Here is a 23,463-nt window from a genome sequence, read left to right on the forward strand (position 1 = left end):
AGAGTGGTTGAGGTGGTTTAATGGAAACCTATGATAGTTTGGTCTCCACAATTGCATTAATGATGGGCGTGTCCTGGGCCAGCGGCGTGAACCTGTACGCCGCAGTGCTGATGCTGGGGCTGGGCGGCGCCACCGGACATATCGATTTGCCGCCGGATTTGCAGACTCTGCAGGACCCGCTGGTGATCGCAGCTGCCGGATTTATGTACTGTGTGGAGTTTTTCGCGGACAAAACCCCTGGCGTGGACAGTGGTTGGGACGCGCTGCATACCTTTATTCGTATTCCTGCCGGCGCGGTGCTGGCGGCGGGCGCGGTCGGCGATATTTCGCCGGCGTTGCAGATCGCGGCTGGATTGGTCGGCGCCTCAATGGCGGCGACGTCTCACGCTACAAAGGCCGGAACGCGCCTGGCGATCAATACTTCTCCTGAGCCGTTCACCAATTGGGCGGCCTCGATTGGCGAAGACGTCATGGTTTTGGCAGGTTTGTGGGCGGCGCTGAATCACCCCTTTATTTTCCTGGTGCTATTGGGGCTGTTTATTGCATTGGCGATCTGGCTGCTGCCGAAACTATGGCGATTCCTGAAGCTGGTATTGCGCAAGATTGGCGGTTTTCTGGGGCTGGTGGATAAAGAGAAGGAGCCTTCTCCTTCAGTGGGGAGTTATCAATTTGGCTCCTTTTCCGCTGCGTCTGGTCCTTCTACACCCGGCGATGCTGACTTTACGACGCCAAATCCCGCGATTGAGGATAATCTCAGTCGGATTAAGAAGTTAAAGGAGTTATTGGACGCTGGCGCGCTCACACAGGAAGAGTTTGAGGCGGAGAAAAAGCGCATACTTGGGCCTTAGCCAATAACTAAAGGGAGGCGTTGTGGGCGAATTGCTCAGGGCGCTTCCTTCCAGACTTTGATCTCACCCAGCCAAGCCAGGTCGGCGGTACTTTCACGCATGCTTTTTACCATCTCCTGGGAAAGATGGCGCTCGTTTCCGGAAATCATCACTTCCACATGCACTTGGCCGTTGATGTAGTGCAAAATCAGCCGTTTGACTGAGCCTTCGGGCGTCAGGTCGCGCCAGCGTTGTTGCAGGATCTCTGTCACGTCATGGCGTAGCGGCAACAGAGGAGATCCGGCCCGCTTTTTGCCGTCAGTGTCATTCTCTGTATCTATGTGGTAGGTGATGTCGCTGATGTGCTCAAACTTCTCTCGAATCTTTCTAGCGACGTGCACGCCAATATAGTGCCCTTCCGAGACGCTTAGCGCTGAGTCCACTTGTAAGTGCAGGTCAATGACAATGTCCGGCCCCAGATAACGTCCGCGCAGATCATGCACGCCGCGAACGCCTTCCACCGACAATGCAAGTTCTCTAAGGGCGAGGACCTGTTCCTCTGGTAGCGCGGTTTCCACTAGTTCCTTGACGCTTTTGCCCGCCAGCTCAATGCCAATCTTGCCGACGAGAATCGCCACAATGATCGCCGCCACAGCATCGAGCCATGGGAAACCGGCTATAACGCCGAGTAGTGCGACCAGGACGACAACCGAGGAAAGGGCGTCACTGCGTGAATGCCAGGCGTTGGCGATAATCAGATCGGAACGTAGTTTCTTGCCGATATCCAGCGTGTAGCGATAGATCCACTCTTTACCGGCGATAGACAGGGCCGCCGCCAATAGCGCTGGCCATCCCGGAGTGACTTGGGCGTCTTGCTCCCATAGGCGCAGAATGCTGTCATAAGCCATGGCCCCCGCGACGGCGATAAGCATGGAGCCCAGCACCACTGTGCCCAGCGTTTCGAATTTCCCGTGACCGTAGGGATGTTCCCGATCAGGCTTCTGGTGGGAGTAGCGAGTGATGACAATCACCAGGATATCCGTTCCTGCATCAGTGAAAGAGTGGATGCCGTCCGCCACTAACGCGTGAGACTGTGCGATGACCCCAACAATGATTTTCAGCAACCCCAGCGCAATATCCAGAATCATTCCAATCAAGGTGACGCGATGGGCGGCGCGAGTCTTTTCGGCGGGGGTAGAGTATGTCATGCTGCTGTTTTACAAAGCTTTATCGTGAGAGCGATGAAGAATTGTAGCATGTTCCAACTATCCTGCGGAGAAGATGGAGGTTACGTGGGATGGGGCTGAGGATAATAGTTGAACCAGAGGCTTTAAGTTTTTTATACTGGTCAAAAAATAACCATAATAAATAGCGGAAAAGGTGCATACTATGAGTTCCCACACAGAAAGGCGTCGTTTTGAACGACTATCCGCGTCGATGAGCGTTCTGCTTGATCACCCTGTGACAGGGCTCCACGAGTTGAAAACAGTCGATCTTTCCGAAGGCGGCGTATTAGTGACCGGTGACTTTACCGGTAACGCCGAGGTCGGAGATCTGGTTTCACTGAAAGTCGTTGGCTTATTGCAGGAACGCAGTCCGACTGTCCCGTTGAAAGTGGTGCGCTGTGGCGCTAATGAAATGGCCTTGAACTTTGTTTGATGTCCGCCATTGCATTCATCAATTAAATCCACGTTAAACATTTTCAGTTGAGACAAAAAGGGGAGCGGTAGCTCCCTTTTTTGTTATTCTGACGGTTGTGGATAACTTGTCACCCTCTATAAATGAATGACTTACATATAAATCTGTGGAAATCCCGGCGAACTTTGCCATGTTTCGCGCCAAACCTAAGCGGCGATTTTGATAGATTTGAGTATCCTATTCCGGTGCAAAAAGTGACGTTATTCTCGGATTGGGGGAGGTAAGGTTAATAAGTGGTTGAAATTTAAGCGCAAAAAATAACTGATTAAAAAGTGATCAATTCGCTGGGAGGGCTGGAATTTCGTGGGGTCTGAGATTTTTCCCTACCGATATTAACAAAGTTATCCACAGATTTAGTGGATAAATTACAGTTCTGTCACAGATATCCCCAACATGTAGTTGTGGGTGGTCAAAAATAGTGCAAAACGCAATGTGAAGTTACTTTTCGTGAGGGGCGGGCGTCGATAAGCGTCGCGCCGGTGATGGGAAATAAACCTTTTAATGCGATTCTGGTTGGTTATAATACCGCGCCTGAAGTTCACCCCTCTTTTAAACTGTTCTACAGCAGTGGAATAGCCTTATGTCATATCAGTTAGCCCGACAGTTTCTGTTTCGCCTTCCGGCGGAAGCCTCCCATAATATTTCCCTGAAAATGCTTAAGATGGCTGATAACGCCGGCATGTTGGGAATGTTTATGCCCCAAATGTATTCCCGGCCGGTCGAGTTGATGGGAATTACCTTCCCCAACGCGGTGGGTCTGGCGGCGGGGTTGGATAAAAACGGCGATTACATCGATGGCCTGAGTAAACTGGGTTTCGGCTTTATCGAAGTCGGCACAGTGACTCCTAAGCCTCAGGACGGGAATCCGCTGCCGCGGCTCTTCCGTCTGGAGGAACGCAACGCAATTATCAACCGCATGGGATTCAACAATTATGGCGTTGATTACATGGCGGAGCGCTTGCGCAAGAAAAAATACGACGGGGTGATCGGCGTTAACGTCGGAAAGAACAAAGACACTCCCGCTGAGGAAGCCGCTTCGGACTATATCACTTGCATCAATAAGGTGTATCCCTACGCTTCCTATATCACGATCAACATCTCTTCGCCCAATACGCCTGGATTGCGCGCACTCCAGTTTGGCGACTCTTTGCGCAGCATGTTGCAGGATATCAAAGACTGTCAGGAGCGTTTGAACCAGCAGCATGGGCGCTATGTGCCTTTTGTCGTGAAAATTGCGCCAGACATGTCTGACGACGAGGTGCATATGGTTGCGCGCACTCTGCTGGACTACAACATGGACGGCGCTATCGCCACGAACACCACGTTATCGCGCGAGGGCGTTGAGAGTCTGGCTCATGGAAAAGAGCAGGGCGGCCTGAGCGGCGCGCCGCTGACCAAGCGTTCCACTCATGTGGTGAAAGAGCTGTGCGCAGCGCTGGAAGGGCGGATTCCTGTCATCGCATCCGGCGGCGTGATGAGCGCCCAGGATGCGGTGGAAAAAGTGCGTGCTGGCGCCAAACTGGTGCAGGTGTATAGCGGTCTTATTTATCGAGGACCGGTGCTGGTGCGGGAAGCGGCTGAAGCGATTGGCGGTCTGGAGGGCTAATCCCTCAATGAAAAGGCCCGCGATGCGGGCCTAAATGGGGTTGGGTGAACCCCTCCTTTATGAATGAGTGTCTAAGTGAATCAGGATGCTATGCCAGGGCTTCTGTGTATCCCTGAGACGCCGGTGTAACCATCCCAATGGTCCGCTCGGCCGTCGCGCCAGCCGTTAATCCACTCTTGACGCATGTGAGGATTGGCGGCGGGACATAAATCTTTTGACCGGCCGCTTACGCCGGCACGGTAACCCTTGAGGTACGCTCTTTCGAACATATCGCGCTTCTGTCTTCTCATTCTTTAATGACCTCACCAATTTCTGGGTTAGACAGGAATTCAAACAGATAAACTTTTGAATCGGAATTTGGACTAGAAAGCATCTCCTTATCATCTGATCGTGTACGAGGGATATATATCAGAGTAATAGCGCTACACTTTCAAGTTAAGCCAAATTTAATTTCGATGTACACGAATTATTTCATCTATGTGACGGTTTTTTTATAGTTTTGTGGAATTAAATCCGGTTAAGCGCTTGATCGCCTTAGAACCGTCTTTAACCCTTGATATGCAACGATTTGTAACGGCGTAGGAATATGAATGAATTTTCATTGTTTGCGAGCTGCCCCAAAGGACTGGAGTATGTGCTCGCAGACGAATTAAAGACTCTGGGCGCGGAAGTGCTTAAAACCAATCCCGCTGGAGTTGAGGCGAAGGCGGATCTTGCCGGCGTTTACCGAATTTGTCTGGGCTCCCGTCTCGCCAACCGAGTGCTGCGATTATTGCAGTCCACCCGCACTGCCACCCGGGATGGTCTGTATCAGGCTGCTTCCGAGGTGAATTGGAGTGAGCACCTGCGTCCGGGAGAAAGCTATTGGATCGCGGCGTTCGGCTCCAGCGGCGATATTCGGCACTCGCGCTTTGGCGCACAGGTAGTCAAAGACGCTATTAATGACCATTTTCGCGACCGTGATCTGGAGCTGCCGGTTATCGACAAGCGGTCCGGCGTACAGACCGTACAGTTGAATCTGGCGAAGACCATTACCCTTGGTCTGGATTTGGCGGGCAGAAGCCTGCACCAGCGCGGATATCGACAAGAGGGCGCGGCGGCGCCATTAAAAGAGAATCTGGCGGCGGCCATACTTTATCGCGCTGGCTGGCCGGAGTTGTGTGGAGAGGATGGGTGCTTCGTCGATCCCATGTGCGGTTCCGGCACTTTGGTGGTGGAGGCGGCGATGATTGCTATGAATGTCGCGCCGGGGCTGCTGAACCCGCACTTTCTGTTTGAAAAAGCGCCCTGGCATGATCCGGAAGTCTGGCGTGGAGTCTACGAAGAGGCCATGGAGAAAGCGGTGCTGGGCAAGCGACGCTGGCGCGGCGCCATATTCGGCTGCGACCTGAACCCCGCTGCTATCCGCACCGCTAAACGTAATCTGTCGCGCGCTGGACTTGATCGCTGGGTGAAGCTGGAAACCGCCAGCGCCATGGACTTCACTCCTGATACGGAAGGGTGTGGGCAGCGCTTGCTGGTATGTAACCCGCCCTATGGCGAGCGTTTGGGGCAGGAGTTGGAGCTGCGCTCGCTGTATCGGGCGCTGGGGCGGAGGCTGAAAACCGCATACGGTGAATGGAAAGCGGGTATTTTTACTTCCAGCGTCAACCTGGCCAAAGAAATCGGGCTGCGAGCGGACAAACAATACCATCTTTACAACGGACCTCTGGCCACAACGCTTTATTTGTTCGATGTTTATGGGAACCGACCTGAAGCAGAGGTCTCGCGCAAGCCGCAGAACGCCTCTCTAGAGGGGATCTCTGAGCAGGCGCAAATGTTCCGCAATCGACTGAGTAAGAATTTGGCGAAGTGGAGCAAATGGGCGAAGAAGCAGCAGCTTAGCGCTTATCGGATCTATGATGCGGATATGCCGGAGTATGCGGTCGCCATCGACTGGTATGACGGCGGAATCATCGTGCAGGAATATGCGCCGCCGAAATCAGTGGATGAAGAAAAGGCGCGCCAACGCCTGCTGGACGTGTTGGAAGTAACCCCGGCGGTGCTGGGGATTGATGGCGGGCAGCTGTTTCTCAAGCAGCGTAAAAAGCAAAAAGGCATGCTGCAGTATGAGAAAACGGACTCCAGTCGCAAGGAGCGTACGGTAGAGGAGCATGGTTGCCAGTTCTGGGTGAACCTGTCTGATTACCTGGACTCAGGACTTTTCCTTGATCATCGTCCAACCCGCTATTGGATTCAGAAGCATAGCTCGGGTAAGCGCTTTCTGAATCTGTTCTGCTACACCGGAGCGGCGTCTGTCCATGCGGCGGCGGGCGGCGCCGCGACCACCACCAGTGTGGATATGTCGCAAACCTACCTGGGCTGGGCGGAGCGTAACTTCCACCTCAATAAACTGACCGGTCCCCATCGTTTTGTGCGCGCCAACGTGCTGGAATGGCTGAAAGCTGAGCGCAACACTTACGATCTGATATTCCTTGATCCTCCCACCTTCTCTAACTCCAAGAAAATGGAGGATGTGCTGGATATTCAGCGGGATCATGCCGGGCTGATTGAAGATTGCATGCGCTTGCTGGCGCCGGGAGGCGTATTGATCTTTTCCTGCAACTATCGACGTTTCAAGCTGGACTCAGGCATTGAAGAGCGTTTTGTGGTGGAAAATCATACCGCCGCCAGTATTCCTGAAGACTTTAAGCGCAACGAACGGATTCACCAGTGCTGGCATATCCGCCATAGCGCTTGAGTGTGTGACGCTTGGCGCCGGGCCTAGAACTCGTATTTCAGGCCGGCGCTGAGCTGCATGGTGCGGATCGCCGTTTCCGTATCGCGGTGAATGCGGCCGAACTCCAGGACGCCCCAAAGGTCGCCAGTGACCTTGATTTCCGTTCCTAACGCATAACTGACGCTGAAGCTGCTTTCGGTGAGGTCTTCAGGGATGCTTTGATACGAGTCCGGGTCGTCTTTGGAGACCTTGCCTTTCATATGGGTGAACCCGAACAGGGCGTAGACGGATAGATAATCCGTAGCTGGATACTGTGCGCCCATATACCAGCTGGCGAAGTAGTCCATGCCGATATCCAGCCCTGGTTTTGCTTCTTCCTCATCTAGCCCCATGCCGGCGCGAAACTCGGTTTTGACGTAGTCGGTAAGATAGGAGCCATAGGTTAGCGTGACGCCTGTCGTGCTGGCGCTGTTACTGCCGTCGACTCGTTTGAAATCGAACTGGGTGGCGCTCAGCCCGACATAAGATTTGCCTTCTTTTTCTCCCTCCGCACGGCTGCCGGGGCTGGCCAGCAAAACCGCCAATACGGTGAGAGCAGTTGTGATCGAACGCGGATGACGAATGCTGCGCTTCATTATTTTTAGCTTTCCATGAGTTGTTTTTATCGGTGCGGCATGCGGCCAGAGTGGAGGCGCAATAGCTCGGGATTGTGACTTAAGCGGTTGGCGCAGTCACGGAAAAGCGTCACAAATCAATTTTCCGCCCTCGGTGAGGGGGTTAGAGTTCACCCATGTCCTGCATCTTGGTTTGGATGACCCTGCGCAGCTCGCTTTTTTCGAATTCGCTGGCGCGATGGATTAGCGGTAGGCGCAAGCGATGCAGGTGCAGACAGGGGATCTGGTCCTGGAATGGCTTCAGGTCGCCTTTGACCAGAATAGGCAGGAAAGGGTCGGACTCCGTGCGCATTTTATTAAGCACTTCCAGCGCCTTGCGCATAGCGATGGGCTTCGCTGGCGCTTCCGGGTCTTTGGGCTGTATCAGCATGAACATCCCTTTCTGCTTGATCAGTTCGCCGGGGATAATGTGAAAGCCGGTGCGGGTGACAGCCTCTTCTTCAATATGGTTGAACGTGTCGTGAAAGGCGTAAGGATCGGGCAATATGACCAGATTACGGTTATAGTCTTCAGGGAAGTGCATACTGTAATTGGTATAGATTTGCCGTACGGAGCCTGAGAAGACGCATAGTTTGTTCTCAAACTTCAAGACGAACTCCTGGGCTTTGCTACGATCGGCGAGCAAATCCAGGTCCCAGATCAGGTCTGAGTTCACGTTGTTCGATATTTCCATGTAGGCGCGTTTAATTGGCTGATACGTCTGATTAAAGCGTGAAGACACTGGAAGTTATCTGCAGTCCAGTAAAAACTTAGCAGTGAAGCGAGTAACCAACAAGCCACAAAGGTTTTCAGCAAGGTAATATATTGTTACTTAACCTCCGGCGAGCTTCGGCTTCCGATGAACAAACCAATAAATTCAATAATAAAGGTGCAAGTGAAATGAGTCAGGGAACTACCGGCAGTCTCTCCGCAGTCTCCAAGTCGCAGGGGGCGGAGCTTATCCATCAGGATGGGGCGTTGATGCAGGCGCTGGGGCAGGCGTTTTTTGAAGTGCAGGCTCTGGAACATGTGCTGGCCTGCTTGTACGGCGCCAGCCCTCATGGACTGGGGGATTCATGGAGTCGCGAACTGCGCAGGATGCTGTACACCATAGAAAGCGGCGGTGTGGAAAAAACCGTGGAAGAACTGATATTTGATCTGGAGTTGCCGCAGGATCACTGGTTGCAGTTGCAGCAGGCGCTGTACCTGCGCGAGTGGGTGATCAGCGGTTTCTTCAGCGAGTTCGGCAGCCGATTGCAGGTGCTGGAGGCGGAGGTCGGCGAAAAACTGGTGGAGCGTATGCGCGCCGCTTCTGAGGAAATTTCCAAGGCGGTGATGGATTTGCAGGAGCTGGTGTTTCAGCGCGAGATGGATTGCGATGAGCCTATGTCGGAGCAGGTCCAGCGGGCGGCGCGTTTTTATTGGGTTGGTGCGGAATAGGGCGGCTGCGCCGCCCGGCGTAATCAGCGCAGACGGCGGGTCAGTTCAGCCATGACAAAAACGTTGTTCTCCGCATTGAAGCCGGAAAGGCCGTTTTCCAGCAGTATTTCCTGGCGTCGCTCAAGAAAGGTCTCGAAGTCCAGTTCCGGCAGAAAATCCGTGATCCGCGCCAGTTCAAAGGGCATGTCGGCGTCGAAGGCTTCGTACAGGCGTTCCAGCAACTGGGAGTCAGGATCGAGGCCATCGACGTAAACGGTGGCTTCCGCCAGATCGCTGGACAGGGCGCGGATGACGTCTTTGCCGGTCTCGCCCTGTTCAAATAAATGCTCCCGGGATAAGCCGTGACTGTGCTGGTAACCGAAGTCCCAATCCTCCCAGTCGTCCTCTGGAATGATCAGCGCCTTTTGGATGGCTCCATCCGGGTCGGTCCAGGCGATACAGATAGGGTAGGCGTCATCGTCCGGGCTGCTGGCTTCGATGTCCAGGAACAGGGCGTCTTCCAGATGTTTGCTTTTCATAATCAGACTATTTGGGCTCGGCAAGTTATTGACATTCAATTATATTTGCTCAACCTTATTTCACCAAACAGACTTTGCAGGCGCCCGGGAGTCTGAATACGAAGGACGGCGTTGGAATCGGTTGTCGAGAGATTCCGGCGACTTGAGTCGTATTTTGTCCGTTTTATAGCTATGGATATATTAATGAAATCCTGTCTAGTCGCATGTTTTCTCTTTCTTTTTTGCATTTCCCCGGCTCAGGCCGCCTCTTCTGATATCCCGCAGCAGCTCGCCGACTGGTCCGGCTGGGTGTTGCACGACCATCTTGATAAAGACTGCACCGCAGCTCATGACGGGACTGGTGCGAAAGTGTGCCTTTGGCTCAGCGCGCTGGAGCTGGATCTGGACCTGAAGCGGCTGGACTTCCGTTTTCAGGCGGAAAGTCAGTATGAGGGCTGGCTGTCGTTGCCGGGCTCCGCGCAATTCTGGCCTCATGAAGTGAAGCTGTCCGGTAATCGGGTGGCGGTCATAAACGTGGACGGCGTGCCTTCTATCTGGCTCCAGCCTGGAAGTTACCGGGTTCAGGGACGCATCAGCTGGGAGCAATTACCGCAAAGCGTTCCACTGCCTAAAGCATTCGCCATGACCAAGCTGGGCGCCGTGGCGGCGCTGGAAGGTCGCGCATACGTGGATAGCGGTTCCGCGCTCTGGCTGGTGCGTGACCAGCTACAGGCGAACCTGCAGCCGGATTCATTGAAAATCAATGTGTTTCGCAAGCTGATCGATGACGAGCCAAAAATGCTGGAGACGCGTTTGCAGCTCGACGTTTCCGGTGGGGAGCGCGAGGAAGTCCTGGGCGGCTTTCGTTTGTCCGGCTGGGAACAGGTTTCTCTGACCAGCAACCTGCCCGCGCGCGTTGAGAAGGATGGTCGTCTGCGGATTCAGGTGCGTCCAGGCTCCTGGACGCTGGTGGCGCGCTTTCGGCAGACCAATCGTACGGATGCGTTCTCTATGGAGCCGGAGCCCGGGGGCGTCTGGCCTGAATCGGAATTGTGGGTAGTGGAGACGCAGCCGCAGTTGCGTCGCGTGGAGATAGAAGGGCGCGCCGTTGATCCGCAGCAGACGCTGTTGCCTGAGGAATGGCGGACATTGCCAGCGTTTCGGGTGGCGGAAGGTTCGCCCCTGGATTTGAAAGAAATTGAGCGGGGGATGACTTCTCTGGCGGGAAATCGTATTCGGCAGCGCACCCAGGGGTGGCTGGCGTTTGATCAAAGTCGCTGGATCTGGCGTGATCGCCTGACGGGTGAAATGTCGCAGGGATGGCGTCTGGAGCAAGGCGCGCCTTATGAGTTAGGCAAGGTGGATCTGTCGGGGCAGGCGCAGTTAGTCACGCAGTCTCGTCAGGACTCCAGTCGCGGCGTGGAAGTGCGGCGCGCTGACCTCGATATGACGGCGGTCAGCAGCTCGCCGGTTGAGCGTGAGGCCGCCGCATTTGTGATTCCTGCCAGTGGCTGGCGTGACGACAGCGGCAGTCTGGATCTTGAGAATGTCTCCAGCGACGTCAATCTTCCGCCGGGGTGGTGGCCCTTGGCTGCCTCCGGCGTGGACCGCAGTGCGGGAACCTGGTTTGACCGCTGGTCTCTGTGGGATTTGTTCCTACTCCTGTTGATTACTGCAGCGGTGGCGCGTATGGAGGGTATCGTGTGGGGCGGCGTGACGGTGGTGGCGCTGGGGTTCGCCTATCACGAAATCTATGCGCCAGTGGCGGTGTGGTTACTGTTGATTATCCCCAATGCGCTACTGCGCGTGGTTCGTCCCGGCTGGATGCTGAAACTGGTGACCGGCTGGCGTTGGGGTGCGTTGCTGATTCTGGCGGGTATGCTGCTGAACTATGGTGTGGCCCAGGTGCGTATGGCGATATATCCGCAATTGGAGCGTGATTCCGGTGTGGTTTACTTTGCGGATAATGCTGCGATGATGCGTGATATGGCGGTGGAAGAGGATGTGCAGGCTGATTATATGCTGCAGGAGTCGATGGAGCCCGCGCCGCCGGCGCTGATGAGCGCGCCTATGTCTTTGAGGGAAAAACAGCCCGAGGACGTGGCGCCGGAGGCTCCCGCGCCCACGGGGCCCGGGGTGCCGGACTGGAGCTGGCGAAAAGTGAATCTTACCTGGCAAGGGCCGCTTAGCGGGGATGAAAGCGCGAAGTTGTATGTGTTGAGTCCCATGCAGACGGGACTTGCGCGTATTGTTCATTTTGCGCTGTTAGTGGTGCTGTTGGCTTGCCTTGTGGGGCGGCGTGGCGGGCGCAGCGACAAGGGGGGGGATGATTCGCCGCAACCCGGCGTCACCACCAAGCTGGCGGGATTGGCGTTACTGGCCCCTCTGGCGTTGATGGCGCCGGCGGAGCGGGCGCATGCCGATACCGATTATCCCAGTCCAGAAATGTTGCAGGCTCTGGAGCAGCGTTTGACTGCGCCGCCGCCCTGTACTCCCCGTTGTGTGGATGTTAATTCCGCCAACCTGATTCTGGATGGTTACAGTCTGACCTTGTCGCTGGAAGTCAGCGCGCTGCAGCCGATTGCGTTGCCGATTCCCGCGCGCGCTGGTTTCTGGCGTCCTGAGAATGTGTTTGTCAACGGGAAGCGCTGGGATCGCTGGAGCGCTGGCGAAGATGGCGTCTGGCGTATTCCGCTGGAGGCCGGCGTGCAGGAAGTGGTGTTGGAAGGCGGCGTGCGCGAGGTCGATCAGTTTCAACTGGCGTTTCCCCTGCGGCCCCATCGATTTTCGGCGAAAGTGGCGGACTGGTCGATGTCCGGCGCAGGTAGCAATGAGCTGCTGAGTTCTAATATCAAGTTTGAGCGCACCAGCGTCAGCCAGCGAAGTTCGGAGTCGCGGCAATCTCTGTTTCAGGAACCGGCGCCCGCCTTCGTCAAGGTCTATCGGGAACTGGATCTGGGACTGAAGTGGCGCGTTCGCACCCGGGTGGAGCGAGTGGCGCCATTGCGGGGCTCTATTTCGGCCAGCATTCCGCTGCTGATGGGGGAGTCAGTGACGTCGGGAGATATCGACGTCAGCAATCAGCGGGCGTTGGTGACTTTGGATGATCGTCAGGACAGTATGGAGTGGGTGTCTAACTTGAGCTTCCGTCAGCGTATCGAGTTGCTGGCGCCGACGAATAGCGCATGGAGTGAGCACTGGTCGATTCTGGTAGGGCCGCAGTGGAGCCTTGAATACACTGGGCCAGCGCCTTACGAAATTATTCAGTCCGGCTATTGGCGGCCAAAATGGCGGCCTCAGCCGGGAGATTCCCTGTTCTTGTCCGTTTCGCCGAATAAGGCCGTTGAAGGTCGCATGCTGACGGTGGACAGCCTGAATGTGACTCAGAAAGTGGGCGGCAAGCAGTTGCAATATACGGCGGATATTCGTCTGCGCACCTCGCGCACTCAGCGCTACAGCTTTGACTTGCCGGATGGCGCAGTCCTGGATGCGGTAGAGCTGGATGGAAGAAATGTCGCCCGCAGTGAAGAAACCAATCGTGTGGATGTCGTGCTCGGTTATGGTGAACAATTCTTAAGCATACGCTGGCATGAGGAGACGCAAGGAACGCAATGGCGTTATCAGACGCCGGCTCTGCAGTTGCCGGCTCCTGTCAGTAACGTTCAACTTCAAATTCAGTTGCCGGATCGCCTGTGGCCGTTATGGGTGGGAGGTCCGCAAATGGGGCCGGCCATATTGTTCTGGGGCGTGCTGGCGGTGATGTTGCTGTTGGCGTCAGTGCTGGGTTGGCATAGCGGCAATCCACTGGGCGTGGGGCGCTGGGCGGTGCTGGCGGCCGGAGCGGCGTTGGGCTGGGTGCAGGGCTTGCTGGTGCTGGCGGTGTGGTTTTACGCGTTCAATTACCGTTATGAGCTGGTCCACGCCTTGCCGCGTTGGGGGCGTAGATTATATAGCGCGCTGTTGGTGCTGTTGACGCTGGCTGTGTTGGGGTGGGTAATCGCCAGTATTCCCAAAGGCTTGATTGGGCAGCCTGCGGATTATGTCGCCGGCAACGGATCTTTTGCGGGGCAATTGCGCTGGTATCAGGATGCGGCGGCGGGAGAGCTGCCGACGGCGTCGGTATGGACGGTTCCTGTTTTGTTCTATCGGGTGGCGATGTTGGTTTGGTCATTATGGTTGGCTTTCGCCATGATCAACTGGCTGCGCTGGGCCTGGGAAAAATTCTCTGAGCGTCTGCCGGAGGCGCCGGTCAAGCCTGGGCGCAAGGATAAGAAAGCGAATGCGGGGAAGGGAGATGAGAATTCTTCGCAAAACCAACTGGCCAAGCCGGAATCTCCCGTATAGGCTATGTGCAGTGCTTACGGTCGCTGTCGGCCCAGTGTCGACAGCCGTATAGAATCGGATAACGCGGTTACTTGAGTGAAGTATGAAAAAAGAAGAGTTTAATGAAGGATTATTGGCGTTTCTAAACGCCTCGCCGACCCCTTTTCATGCGGTCGCCAATATGGTGGAAATGCTGGAAAAAGCTGGTTTCAAGCGTTTGCACGAAGAATATGAATGGTCTCTGCAGGCCAATGAGCGTTACTTTATTACCCGTAACGGTTCTTCGCTGATCGCATTCAGCGGCGCGCAAGGACCGCTGGAGGTTAGCGGGGCCAGAATGTTCGGCGCGCACACCGACAGTCCCTGTCTGAAAATCAAACCCAACCCGGAATTGCTGCGCAAAGGCTATTATCAGCTGGGCGTTGAAGTGTACGGCGGCGTTTTGCTGAACCCCTGGTTTGACCGCGAGCTATCGCTTGCGGGTCGGGTGACTTATCTGAGCGGCGCCGGGGAAGTGAAAAGCACGTTGATCAATTGGGTGCGCCCGATTGCAATGATCCCCAGTCTGGCGATTCACCTGGATCGGGAGGTTAACAACAACCGCTCCATTAATCCTCAGAAAGATCTGCCGGCGGTATTGATGCAGTGTCGCGCTGACAGTCCGCCCGAATTCCGTGGCCTGTTGCTGGAGCAAATCAAACAAGAGCATCCTGCATTGGATGCGGAGCGCGTGCTGGATTATGAGTTGTGTCTGTATGACACTCAGCCCGCCAGTATTCACGGTCTGCAAAACGAATTCCTCAGCTCCGCGCGCCTGGATAACCTGCTGAGTTGCTATATTGGTCTGCAGGCGTTGTTGGATGCAGGTTCCAGTCAGCCTTGCTTCCTTGTCTTCAATGATCATGAAGAAGTGGGCAGCGTGTCTGCAGAAGGTGCGCAAGGGCCTTTCCTGCGCTCAGTGCTGCTACGTATTACGGAAGATGAGGCGCGTTTGAGTCAGATGATCAGCCGATCCATGATGATTTCCGCTGACAACGCTCACGGCGTGCATCCCAATTATGCGGATCGCCATGATGAAAATCATGGACCTCTGCTGAACAGTGGGCCGGTCATCAAGGTGAATTCGAATCAGCGTTACGCCACCAACAGCATCACCAGCTCGTTTTACCGTCGTCTTAGTGAGGAGCTTAAGCTGCCTTATCAGGTATTTGTGGTGCGGACGGATATGGCGTGCGGCAGCACCATCGGACCGCTTACTGCGGCGGAGTTGGGCGTCAAAACCCTGGATATCGGCGTGCCGCAATTTGCGATGCATTCCATCAGGGAAACCTGCGGTAGCGCAGATCCGCTGACGCTTTATGAAGTCAGCAAATCATTCTTCAATACGGCGACAATTCCACAAGCATGACGTAATCAAGGCCAGGGTAGGCGAGATAGTCCAAGGATGGGCTTTCTTGTGTAAAGTGTTTGCGCTTGAGGATTTACGTAAAGAAAGACAACGGCGCGACGCAGCTTTTGTGTCAGAAACGCATGGAAAAGCGAGTGATTAAAGACTAAATATGATTTCTAAATCTGGAAAAAGAAAAACAAGAAGGGAAGTGAAAAAGTGGTCGGGGTAGAGAGATTCGAACTCCCGACATCCTGCTCCCAAAGCAGGCGCGCTACCAGACTGCGCTATACCCCGAATGATCTTGACGATCCGAAAAGTTTGGCTCCCCGAGCTGGACTCGAACCAGCGACCCAATGATTAACAGTCATTTGCTCTACCAACTGAGCTATCGGGGAACGTCATTTTCGAGGCCGCAATAATAATGAGATGGGACTATCTCGTCAACCTTTTCTATTATTAAAAACGAAGGAAGTTGAAAAAAATTTTAAATCGCTGGGGAGAGGCTATGGAAATCAAGAAGCTGGCGGAGATTAAAAAGATATTGCTGGTTGTGGACCCGACCAAGGAAAGGCAGGAAGTCATTCCCCGTACGATTCGTCTCGCCAAGGCGCTGGGCGCGGAAGTGGAGCTGATGGTGGCGGAATATCAGCGGGCGTTGGAATCCAGTTACCCCTTCGACGCCAAGGCGCTCAGTTCGGCGAAAGAAAGTTGTCTGGCCAGTCGTGAACGCTGGCTGGAGGCTTTTGCGGAGCAGATGCGCGCGCATGGTATCGCCGTCACTCAGCATGTGCGCTGGGAGAAGCCTCTCTATAAAGCGGTGGTGGAGCGTTGCCGGGAGACGCAGGCGCAATTGATCATCAAAGCCACTCACCATCACTCGATTCTGCAGCGGGCGTTATTCACCAATACGGACTGGCATTTGATGCGGGATGCGGATGCGCCGATCTGGTTTGTGCGGGAAGAGCACCGCTGGGACGGGCATATCCAAGTGTTGGCGGCGGTGGACCCGATTGAGACGGAAGGCTCCATCAATCATTTGAACCCGCGCATCCTGGATATCGCCCACGAAATTTCCTGCCGCTTGCCCGCGGAGTTGAATGTCGTGCATGCCTATGAGCCGATTCCTACCGGCATGCTGGTGGAATTCGACGCCATCGTCGCCGACTACGAAGAGTATCGTGAGAAAGTGAAATCCAAGCATCAAAAGGCGCTGGATCGTCTGTTGGAGAGCTATGTGGAGTCAAGCACGCATGTGTTTTTCGAAGAAGGCTCGCCGGAGAAAGTGTTGCCCGCCTGCGTCAATCAGCATGGACATGATCTGGTGGTCATGGGGGCGGTATCCCGCAGCGGCGTCGACCGCATTTTTATCGGCAGCACCGCGGAGCGCGTGCTGGATAATCTGGAGTGCGATGTTCTCGTCATCAAATAGCAGCGTCCGCTGGCGGCGCAGCCTACTGCGCCTAACAAGTCTTGAAGCGGCCGACGTTTTCCTGCAACTGCGATGACAGTTGATTGATATTCTCGCTGTTGGATGAGGTGGTGTTCACCTGCCGCCAGCTTTCATCCAGCAACGTCTCCAAGGTATGCATGCTTTGCGCGATGCCTTCCGCGTGCTTGGCCTGTTCCTCGGTGGTTTTGGCTACCTGGTCGATCAAATCGCTGGCCTCTGCAATGCCGCTGTTGGTTTGATCCACGGTGACAGCCAATGTGCTCATCTGCGAGACGCTGTTCTGCGTCATGCTGTTGCTCAGATTGATCATCTTTTCCGTTTCTTCAGCGTCTTTTTGCAGACCTTCCATGATTTCGCGGATTTCTTCAGTGGAGTCCCGGGTGCGTAACGCCAACTGTCTGACTTCATCCGCCACCACGGCGAAACCGCGGCCATGCTCGCCGGCGCGGGCGGCTTCGATCGCCGCGTTCAGCGCAAGCAGGTTGGTTTGCTCGGCGATATTGTTGATGACCTGCAGCACTTCTGAGACTTTCTGGCTGCTGCTGGCCAGGCGTTGCATGGAGGCGTAGGAGGTCTCCATTTGCTGGGCCAGTCGGGAAAGCGTGTCGGTGTTGTTTTGCAGCAGGCGTTTCCCATTATCCGACTGCGAGGCGATGGACTGGGCGATTTCCAGCAATTTGCCCGCCTGTTGCGCAATGTCCCGGAAACTGTGGGAGATCAGTTGAGTGGATTCAGAGACAGTGACAAATTCGGCTTTTTGCTGTTCCAGACAGTTTTCGCCCTGATGAGCTACATCCTGCAAGGACTCCGCGGACTGCCCCAGTTCCTGAGACTTGTCGTTGATGCTGATGCATATCTGCTGAATGAGTTCGACGAAACGGTTGAATGCCCGCGCAAGCCGGCCAAGCTCGTCCTGCCCCAGATAGGTCAGGCGCCGGGTGAGGTCGCCGCCGCCCTGGGCGATGTCCTCCATGGTGGCGACTACATCTTTGATGGGTTTGCTGATCAGCCGCGACACCAGTGCAGTCAACACTGTGGAAATGACCAGCGTAACTACGAGAAACAGCAGCATTTTCACAATATTGGAGTCCAGTGACTCCGCGATGTAGCCGCTGACGCTGCGCAAGTCGCTCCAGATGCTGGCTTGTTCCTCCGCCACAATGTTCAGGGTGTTGTTGACTAGGGGGCGCAGCTCGCTGTCCAGCAGACTGTTTTGGCTGCGCGCGACATCGAAGATGGTTTTGGCCTTGCTCTCAAATTCTTTCACCAGTCCGTCGATCTCTCCAATCCATTTTTCATGTTCCGGTTTGCGCAGATGTTTTTTCAGATCGATCACGGCGTTTTGCGCGCCGTAGATCTCCATCAGGAAGGCGTCGGTCTCAGTAGGGGAGCCGGTGCGCAGGAACGCGTTCAGGTTGATGAGGGCGGCTTGTATGTGATTGCTGACCAGGATGGTCCACTGGATCAACACCTGGGCGCTGGAGGGGTCAAGCGTCACCCTGATATTGTTGGATAACTCCAGGGTTTTCGGCACAAGGGTTTCCTGCACCGTGGCGATGCCGCTGCGTAGCTCGCGGTTTTTCGGCAGCAGGTTGCTGCGAAACAAATCGTCGATGCGCAGGCTGGCGGTTTGCAGGGCGTCAGCGCTTTTCAGTTTGGTGAAATTGGCGTCGGAGAAATACTCTTGCGCCTGCGCGCTGGCCTGATTGTATTCCTCCAGTGTTTTATCCGTCGGCGTGCGTAGATATTGCTGTTGCAGGCTGGCGCGGGTGGACAGATTGGCGCTGAGATCGCTGGTCAGGCGCGCAGTTGGCTCGATGACAGTGGAGAAGTGGTTGGCGCGAGTGGTGATTTCCCGCAGCGATGCGATCACCATCAGCGCATAGGCCAGCAACAGGATCAGTATCAGCGCTGGAACCAGGCTCAACTTCAGCATCAATGGAAGATTCTGCAGACGCATTCCGCACCTCAGTTGTTACATCGCTATTGGCCAGCCGGGGTCATACCGCTCAGCAGGCTTATCAGCAAATCATGGATTTTTTTCGCTTGCGCATACAGGCTGTTCAGGGAAGCGTTGGCTTCTCCTGACGGCGCCGGGCTGCGCTGCTCAATATTGAGGCCGGCTTTCATGCGATGGATCTCCGCCAGCACGCTGCGCGCGCCGTCGTAAGCATCCAGCACGGTCAAGGCGCCGCTGGGGATGGCTTCCGGACTGGTGGGCTCCACCTCCAGATTGCGTTGCAGCCTGCCAAGCAGATGGTAGTCCTGGTACAGCGCAAGCATCACGTCACGCACGCTCTTATCGCTGTACTGATTCTTTTGCGGCTCGGTAAATTTAAGATTTTGCGCCCGGGCCAGCAGCTTCAGCTCATCTTCGATCAACTTGAATTGTTTTTGCGTATCGCCGATGTCCGGCGGCGGCGCCAGCACGGACAACACGTTGGTGAGCTTCCACAAACTTTGATAAACATCGGCGCCGGACTTGCCCAAAGGGCGTTCGAACTCTGCTTCCGTACTGATGGACTTGGCCTCCAGAATGGCGTTGAGGCCCTGGTCCGCTTGCTCTAACAGATCGTATACGTCTTTAGGTCTGAAAATCTGGAAGGGGAGTTGCTTATCTTCGATGGGAGTCAGGTTATTCAACGTCATCAACTGACGAATTTGCGCATAGGCGTCCAGCGCCTTCGCGTAGACCTGGTTGGGCAGCTTGTCCTGAAACACCGGTGCGTCAGATTCATCAACAGATTTGTTCTGAGCGGCGATCAGGCGCTGGGCCTTGATCTGCATCTGTTCGCTGATCTGGAAGACGTTGTTGTTATTGATTATCGCCGCGCCGACATGGCCGCTAAACGCCCACGCCGCCAGCAGACACAACAACCATCCCGGTCGAATCCGCGGGATCACCATATGGCCGGCCTCAATAGTATGACTTACTTTAAGACTAGCAATAGCTATTAAGAGTGCAAATAAGCGTCGCTTGGATCAATGACTTAGCAGAGAATTTAAATGCGGCAACACATTCTCCACCAGCTGCGGCTGGCCTTTGGCGTTGGGGTGAATGCCGTCAGATTGCATCAAGCTGGGATCAAGCGCGACGTTATCCAGAAGGAAGGGTACTAACGTGACTTTTTGTTCACTGGCCAGGTCTTGGTAGATCTGATGGAATCCTTCAGCATAGGCCGGTCCATAGTTGGGCGGAATGCGCATGCCGATCAGCATGGCCTTTGCGCCGGCGTCAGAGATGCTTTCCAGCATGGCCGCCAGATTGTTTTTAATGATGTTGAGGGGAAAGCCGCGCAGCCCGTCGTTGCCGCCCAGCTCCAGCAGGACGATATCCGGTTTGTGTTCCTTCAATAACGCCGACAGGCGGGCGCGACCGCCACCGGTGGTTTCACCGGAAATGCTGGCGTTGATCAACGTAAGCTTGGGGTAGGTGGCGCGCAGCTCGTTTTCCATCAGCGTGATCCAGCCGGATTCCAGCGGGATGCCGTAAGCGGCGCTGAGACTGTCCCCCAGCACGACGATTTTTACCGGCTGCGATTTATCTGTGACAGCCTGTGCGATAGGGCTTACCATCAGGCAGCAGAGCGCGAACAAAGTCCAGATGGACTTGATGACATGACGTTGAAACAGATTGAGGAATGAGGTTGCTAGCATGACTTCGGTTGATGTGCTTGAGGTTAAATCGCTGATGAAAAGTGTCTCCAATGGTAGCGGTCGTCTGGACATATTGAAAGGCGTCGATTTGCAAATCAAGGTGGGCGAGTCGCTGGCGATTATCGGACGCTCCGGTTCCGGCAAGACCACTCTGCTGAGCATCATGGCGGGCCTTGATCTGCCGTCAGCCGGTCAGGTGCGTATGCTGGGCAAGGATCTGGCGCAGCTGGACGAAGATGGCCGCGCGGCAATTCGCGCTCAGCATGTCGGCTTCGTTTTTCAATCTTTTCAACTCATTCCCACCATGACCGCACTGGAAAACGTGATGCTGCCGTTGGATCTTACCGGCGCGGCGGACAGCCGTGAGCGGGCGCGCCAGTGGCTGGATCGGGTTGGACTGCTGGAGCGGGAGGGGCATTATCCGCGTCAATTGTCCGGCGGCGAGCAACAGCGGGTTGCGGTGGCGAGGGCTTTCGCCACGGAGCCGGATATTCTGTTTGCGGATGAACCCACTGGAAATCTGGACCTGGAAACCGGACTGCACATCATGGATTTGCTGTTCGACCTGAACAGGCAGCATTCGACGACGTTGATTCTGGTCACTCATGACCGCGAACTCGCTGGCCGCTGCGGGCGTTCTCTCGCCCTGGATCAAGGCGTTCTGGAGGCCGCGTAATGACAGGTTCTACGCGATCGCTGCAACTCTGGCTGAGAGAGTGGCGACAGTCTTCATTCCGTTTGTTGTGGCTTGCGCTGTTTGTCGCCGTGCTGACGGTAGCGTCGATCACCGCTTTTACCGGGCGTTTGAAAGCCGTTTTTGATGACGGCGCTTCCCGCTTCCTCGGCGGCGATCAGGTGATCGAAAGCTCCGGTAATCTTTCTGACGCCTGGGTGAAAGAGGCGCAGCAATTGGGCTTGGATACGGCGTTTACGCTGGAATTCTCCACCATGCTGAACAGCGGCGACCAGTTTCAATTGGTCGCAGTCAAAGCGGTGGACGCAGGGTATCCGCTGAAAGGCGAAGTGGGTGTGGTGACTACGGCTGGCGCGCCATCGCAGGTTGTGAAGCAGGGGCCGGCGCAAGGCGAAGTCTGGCTGGCGCCAAGACTGTTCTCCCTGCTAGGCGTGCAGTTGGGGGACGCCGTTGGCGTTGGGCGTAAGCAGTTAAAAGTGACCGGGTTACTGACGAAGGAGCCTGACCCTTCTTTTTCTTTCATGAATGTCGCCCCCCGCGTTTTGATGAACTACGAGGATGTCGCCGCCACGGCGGTGGCGCAGCCTGGAAGCCGATTGAAATATCGCCTTTTGCTGGCTGGCGACGAGGCGCGACTGGAGCAGTTCAATGCGGGTATCGCGTCATCACTGACTGCCTCTGAACGCATTGTCTCGGCGAAAGACGGTCGTCCAGCGGTGTCGCGGGCGATAGAGCGGGCTGAGCGTTATCTGTTATTAGGCGGTGTACTGGGCGTACTGCTGGCGGCGGTGGCGCTCACTGTCACTGCGCAGTACTACGCTCAACAGCAGAAGGATACGGTAGCTCTGCTGAAAACCCTGGGGTGCCGCAGCGGTCAGCTACGCATGCGTTTTGCGTCACTGTTGTTAATTTCCGCTGCCACCGCGTCGATATTGGGTCTGGGGTGCGGACTGCTATTTGAGCAATGGGCGGTATGGGCCATGGGCGACATGCTGCCGCCGCTGCACACATCCCTGCCTCTGAACTGGATCTGGTTGCCGTTGCTGACACTGGCGATTGTGCTGGCGGCGTTCGCCTGGCCGGTGTTTCGGGCTCTGGCCAAACAGCCCCCTATGTTTATCCTGCGGCAGGCGGCGGCCAATGCGGACTTTCAGCGCATGCTCGGGTTCTCCAAGTCGCGCATGCTATCCGCTCTGATCGGCTTTGCGGCGTTGTTGATGGTCTACAGCGGCGAATTAAATATCGTTGCTGCTGTGTTGATCGGGTTGGCGGTGATGATCGCCGTGGCGGCCTGGCTCATGAATATGTGGGTGAAGCTGCGTCCGCCGCGCCGCACGGTCACTCCAGGCGCTCTGCGAGCCGGCGCCGATCAGTTGAAGCGTCGCCCCTGGTCGACGGTGCCGCACGTCCTGGCGCTGGGTAGCGCCTGGGCTTTGCTGCTGACCCTGTTTCTGGTGCGAACGGAGTTGGTGGATAACTGGCGGGCGCAAATTCCGGAAAATGCGCCTAATCACTTCTTTATCAACATCGCTCCTTATGAAGTGGAGCCGATGCGAACCATGTTTGAGCAGAATCATATCGCTGCGGCGCCGTTGTATCCCATGGTGCGCGGCCGTCTGACTCACATCAACGGCGAGCCCGTGCGGACGGTGGTCAGCAAGGAGCGGGAAGTCGGCGCCTTGAATCGGGAGCTTAATTTAACCTGGATGGCGGATCTGCCGGAAGATAATCGAATCCTGAGCGGTACTTGGTGGGTTGGGGCGTCAAGCGCGCAAGGCGGCGTTCCCGGCGTGTCCATTGAAAGCCAGTTGGCGCAGCGACTCGACGTGAAGTTGGGGGACTCTCTGACCTTTCAGATTGGCGGCGCCGCGTTGGAATCGAAAGTACAGAGCATCCGCAGCGTGCAGTGGGACAGCCTTAAGCCTAACTTTTACATGGCTTTTGCGCCCGGCGCACTGGATGGCTTCGCCGCCACTTATCTGACCAGCGCTTACTTGAGCGATAACAAAACCGAGATGGTGAATCAGGTTAATCGTCAGTTTCCCACCGTGTCGGTGCTGGAATTGGATCAATTCGTGGTGAAAGTGCGGGAAGTCATCGCGCAGGTGTCGCTGGCGATCGAAGCGTTGCTGGCGCTGATTTTCGCGGCGGCGCTATTGGTGGTGGCGTCGTTGCTGGCGCGCGAGGCGCCTTCGCGACGGGCGGAGACTGCGCTGTTTCGCGCGCTCGGCGCACACCGACGCGTCGTGATTGGCGCGACCGTAGGAGAATTCAGCCTGATAGGCGCCTTTGCTGGCGTCATGGGCGTTATCGTGGCCGAGAGTGTGGCGGGATTTCTACAATATCGCCTGTTTGAACTGCCTTTTAGCCTGCACTGGGAGTTGTGGTTGCTGGCGCCGTTAATCAGCGCCGCCGCGACGGCGGCGTACGCCTACTGGCGTCTACGGGGCGCTCTGCTGGCGCCGCCTCACGCGACGTTGCAATCCGGCTTTGTAGAGTAGGCTGGCGT

The 23,463-nt window shown here is 55.6% G+C and carries 18 protein-coding genes and 2 tRNA genes; 10 read left to right on the plus strand and 10 right to left on the minus strand.

Features of this window, described 5'->3' with window-relative positions; genetic code table 11:
- Positions 1–20 precede the first annotated feature (20 nt).
- Positions 21–848, plus strand: coding sequence for a DUF4126 family protein (locus ACQYWX_RS07940; protein ID WP_431688421.1), 828 nt, complete (start codon positions 21–23; stop codon positions 846–848).
- Positions 849–883: 35 nt separating this feature from the next.
- Here the strand turns inward: ACQYWX_RS07940 and ACQYWX_RS07945 are convergent, their stop codons facing one another.
- Positions 884–2,035, minus strand: coding sequence for a cation diffusion facilitator family transporter (locus tag ACQYWX_RS07945; protein WP_431688422.1), 1,152 nt, complete (start codon positions 2,033–2,035; stop codon positions 884–886).
- A gap of 181 nt (positions 2,036–2,216) precedes the next feature.
- On the opposite strand from ACQYWX_RS07945, the gene ACQYWX_RS07950 reads away from it, so the two are divergent.
- Both ACQYWX_RS07950 and ACQYWX_RS07955 read left to right on the plus strand, forming a co-directional pair.
- A complete protein-coding gene (locus ACQYWX_RS07950; RefSeq protein WP_216737280.1) occupies positions 2,217–2,486 on the plus strand; it encodes a PilZ domain-containing protein in 270 nt (89 codons plus the stop codon).
- Positions 2,487–3,105: 619 nt separating this feature from the next.
- Entirely contained in the window at positions 3,106–4,131 is a 1,026-nt protein-coding gene (locus ACQYWX_RS07955; RefSeq protein ID WP_216737279.1) for a quinone-dependent dihydroorotate dehydrogenase, read from the plus strand.
- 80 nt (positions 4,132–4,211) lie between these two features.
- Here ACQYWX_RS07955 and rmf read toward each other — a convergent pair whose 3' ends face one another.
- Positions 4,212–4,421, minus strand: a complete 210-nt coding sequence (rmf, locus tag ACQYWX_RS07960; protein WP_216737278.1) for a ribosome modulation factor — start codon at positions 4,419–4,421, stop codon at positions 4,212–4,214.
- A gap of 296 nt (positions 4,422–4,717) precedes the next feature.
- Here rmf and rlmKL point away from each other — a divergent pair, with 296 nt between their 5' ends.
- A complete protein-coding gene (gene rlmKL / locus ACQYWX_RS07965) occupies positions 4,718–6,871 on the plus strand; it encodes a bifunctional 23S rRNA (guanine(2069)-N(7))-methyltransferase RlmK/23S rRNA (guanine(2445)-N(2))-methyltransferase RlmL (protein ID WP_431688423.1) in 2,154 nt (717 codons plus the stop codon).
- Positions 6,872–6,894: 23 nt separating this feature from the next.
- On the opposite strand, the gene ACQYWX_RS07970 is transcribed toward rlmKL, so the two are convergent.
- Positions 6,895–7,485 carry a porin family protein gene (locus ACQYWX_RS07970; protein ID WP_431688424.1) on the minus strand — a complete coding sequence of 197 codons (591 nt, stop codon included), beginning with the start codon at positions 7,483–7,485 and terminating at the stop codon, positions 6,895–6,897.
- 142 nt (positions 7,486–7,627) lie between these two features.
- Entirely contained in the window at positions 7,628–8,197 is a 570-nt protein-coding gene (locus ACQYWX_RS07975; RefSeq protein WP_216737275.1) for a hypothetical protein, read from the minus strand.
- Between the two features lie 206 nt (positions 8,198–8,403).
- On the opposite strand from ACQYWX_RS07975, the gene ACQYWX_RS07980 reads away from it, so the two are divergent.
- A complete protein-coding gene (locus ACQYWX_RS07980) occupies positions 8,404–8,943 on the plus strand; it encodes a hypothetical protein (RefSeq protein ID WP_216737274.1) in 540 nt (179 codons plus the stop codon).
- A 23-nt stretch (positions 8,944–8,966) separates the two neighbouring features.
- On the opposite strand, the gene ACQYWX_RS07985 is transcribed toward ACQYWX_RS07980, so the two are convergent.
- Positions 8,967–9,461, minus strand: a complete 495-nt coding sequence (locus ACQYWX_RS07985) for a hypothetical protein (protein WP_279503425.1) — start codon at positions 9,459–9,461, stop codon at positions 8,967–8,969.
- A 183-nt stretch (positions 9,462–9,644) separates the two neighbouring features.
- Here ACQYWX_RS07985 and ACQYWX_RS07990 point away from each other — a divergent pair, with 183 nt between their 5' ends.
- Entirely contained in the window at positions 9,645–13,784 is a 4,140-nt protein-coding gene (locus tag ACQYWX_RS07990; RefSeq protein WP_431688425.1) for a hypothetical protein, read from the plus strand.
- 82 nt (positions 13,785–13,866) lie between these two features.
- Complete coding sequence (locus ACQYWX_RS07995) at positions 13,867–15,171, plus strand: M18 family aminopeptidase (RefSeq protein WP_431688426.1); 1,305 nt, start codon at positions 13,867–13,869, stop codon at positions 15,169–15,171.
- Between the two features lie 199 nt (positions 15,172–15,370).
- On the opposite strand, the gene ACQYWX_RS08000 is transcribed toward ACQYWX_RS07995, so the two are convergent.
- A tRNA-Pro gene (locus tag ACQYWX_RS08000) sits at positions 15,371–15,447 on the minus strand.
- A 25-nt stretch (positions 15,448–15,472) separates the two neighbouring features.
- A tRNA-Asn gene (locus tag ACQYWX_RS08005) sits at positions 15,473–15,548 on the minus strand.
- 110 nt (positions 15,549–15,658) lie between these two features.
- On the opposite strand from ACQYWX_RS08005, the gene ACQYWX_RS08010 reads away from it, so the two are divergent.
- Positions 15,659–16,582: a universal stress protein gene (locus ACQYWX_RS08010; protein WP_431688427.1), complete on the plus strand. Its 924-nt coding sequence runs from the start codon at positions 15,659–15,661 to the stop codon at positions 16,580–16,582.
- Positions 16,583–16,613: 31 nt separating this feature from the next.
- On the opposite strand, the gene ACQYWX_RS08015 is transcribed toward ACQYWX_RS08010, so the two are convergent.
- The 3 genes from ACQYWX_RS08015 to ACQYWX_RS08025 form a co-directional block, all read right to left on the minus strand.
- On the minus strand, positions 16,614–18,563 hold the full coding sequence (locus ACQYWX_RS08015) for a methyl-accepting chemotaxis protein (RefSeq protein WP_431688428.1): 1,950 nt from the start codon (positions 18,561–18,563) through the stop codon (positions 16,614–16,616).
- A gap of 23 nt (positions 18,564–18,586) precedes the next feature.
- Positions 18,587–19,510, minus strand: a complete 924-nt coding sequence (locus ACQYWX_RS08020) for a hypothetical protein (RefSeq protein WP_279503435.1) — start codon at positions 19,508–19,510, stop codon at positions 18,587–18,589.
- 75 nt (positions 19,511–19,585) lie between these two features.
- A complete protein-coding gene (locus tag ACQYWX_RS08025; protein ID WP_431688429.1) occupies positions 19,586–20,260 on the minus strand; it encodes an arylesterase in 675 nt (224 codons plus the stop codon).
- On the opposite strand from ACQYWX_RS08025, the gene ACQYWX_RS08030 reads away from it, so the two are divergent.
- Entirely contained in the window at positions 20,259–20,936 is a 678-nt protein-coding gene (locus ACQYWX_RS08030) for an ABC transporter ATP-binding protein (protein ID WP_431688430.1), read from the plus strand. The genes ACQYWX_RS08025 and ACQYWX_RS08030 overlap by 2 nt on opposite strands.
- Positions 20,936–23,455 (plus strand): ABC transporter permease, encoded by a 2,520-nt coding sequence (locus ACQYWX_RS08035; protein ID WP_431688431.1) that lies wholly within the window; start codon positions 20,936–20,938, stop codon positions 23,453–23,455. The genes ACQYWX_RS08030 and ACQYWX_RS08035 overlap by 1 nt, the downstream gene beginning before the upstream one ends.
- The last annotated feature ends 8 nt before the right edge of the window (positions 23,456–23,463 follow it).

Source organism: Hahella sp. NBU794 (genome assembly GCF_050749805.1).
Classification (GTDB): domain Bacteria; phylum Pseudomonadota; class Gammaproteobacteria; order Pseudomonadales; family Oleiphilaceae; genus Hahella.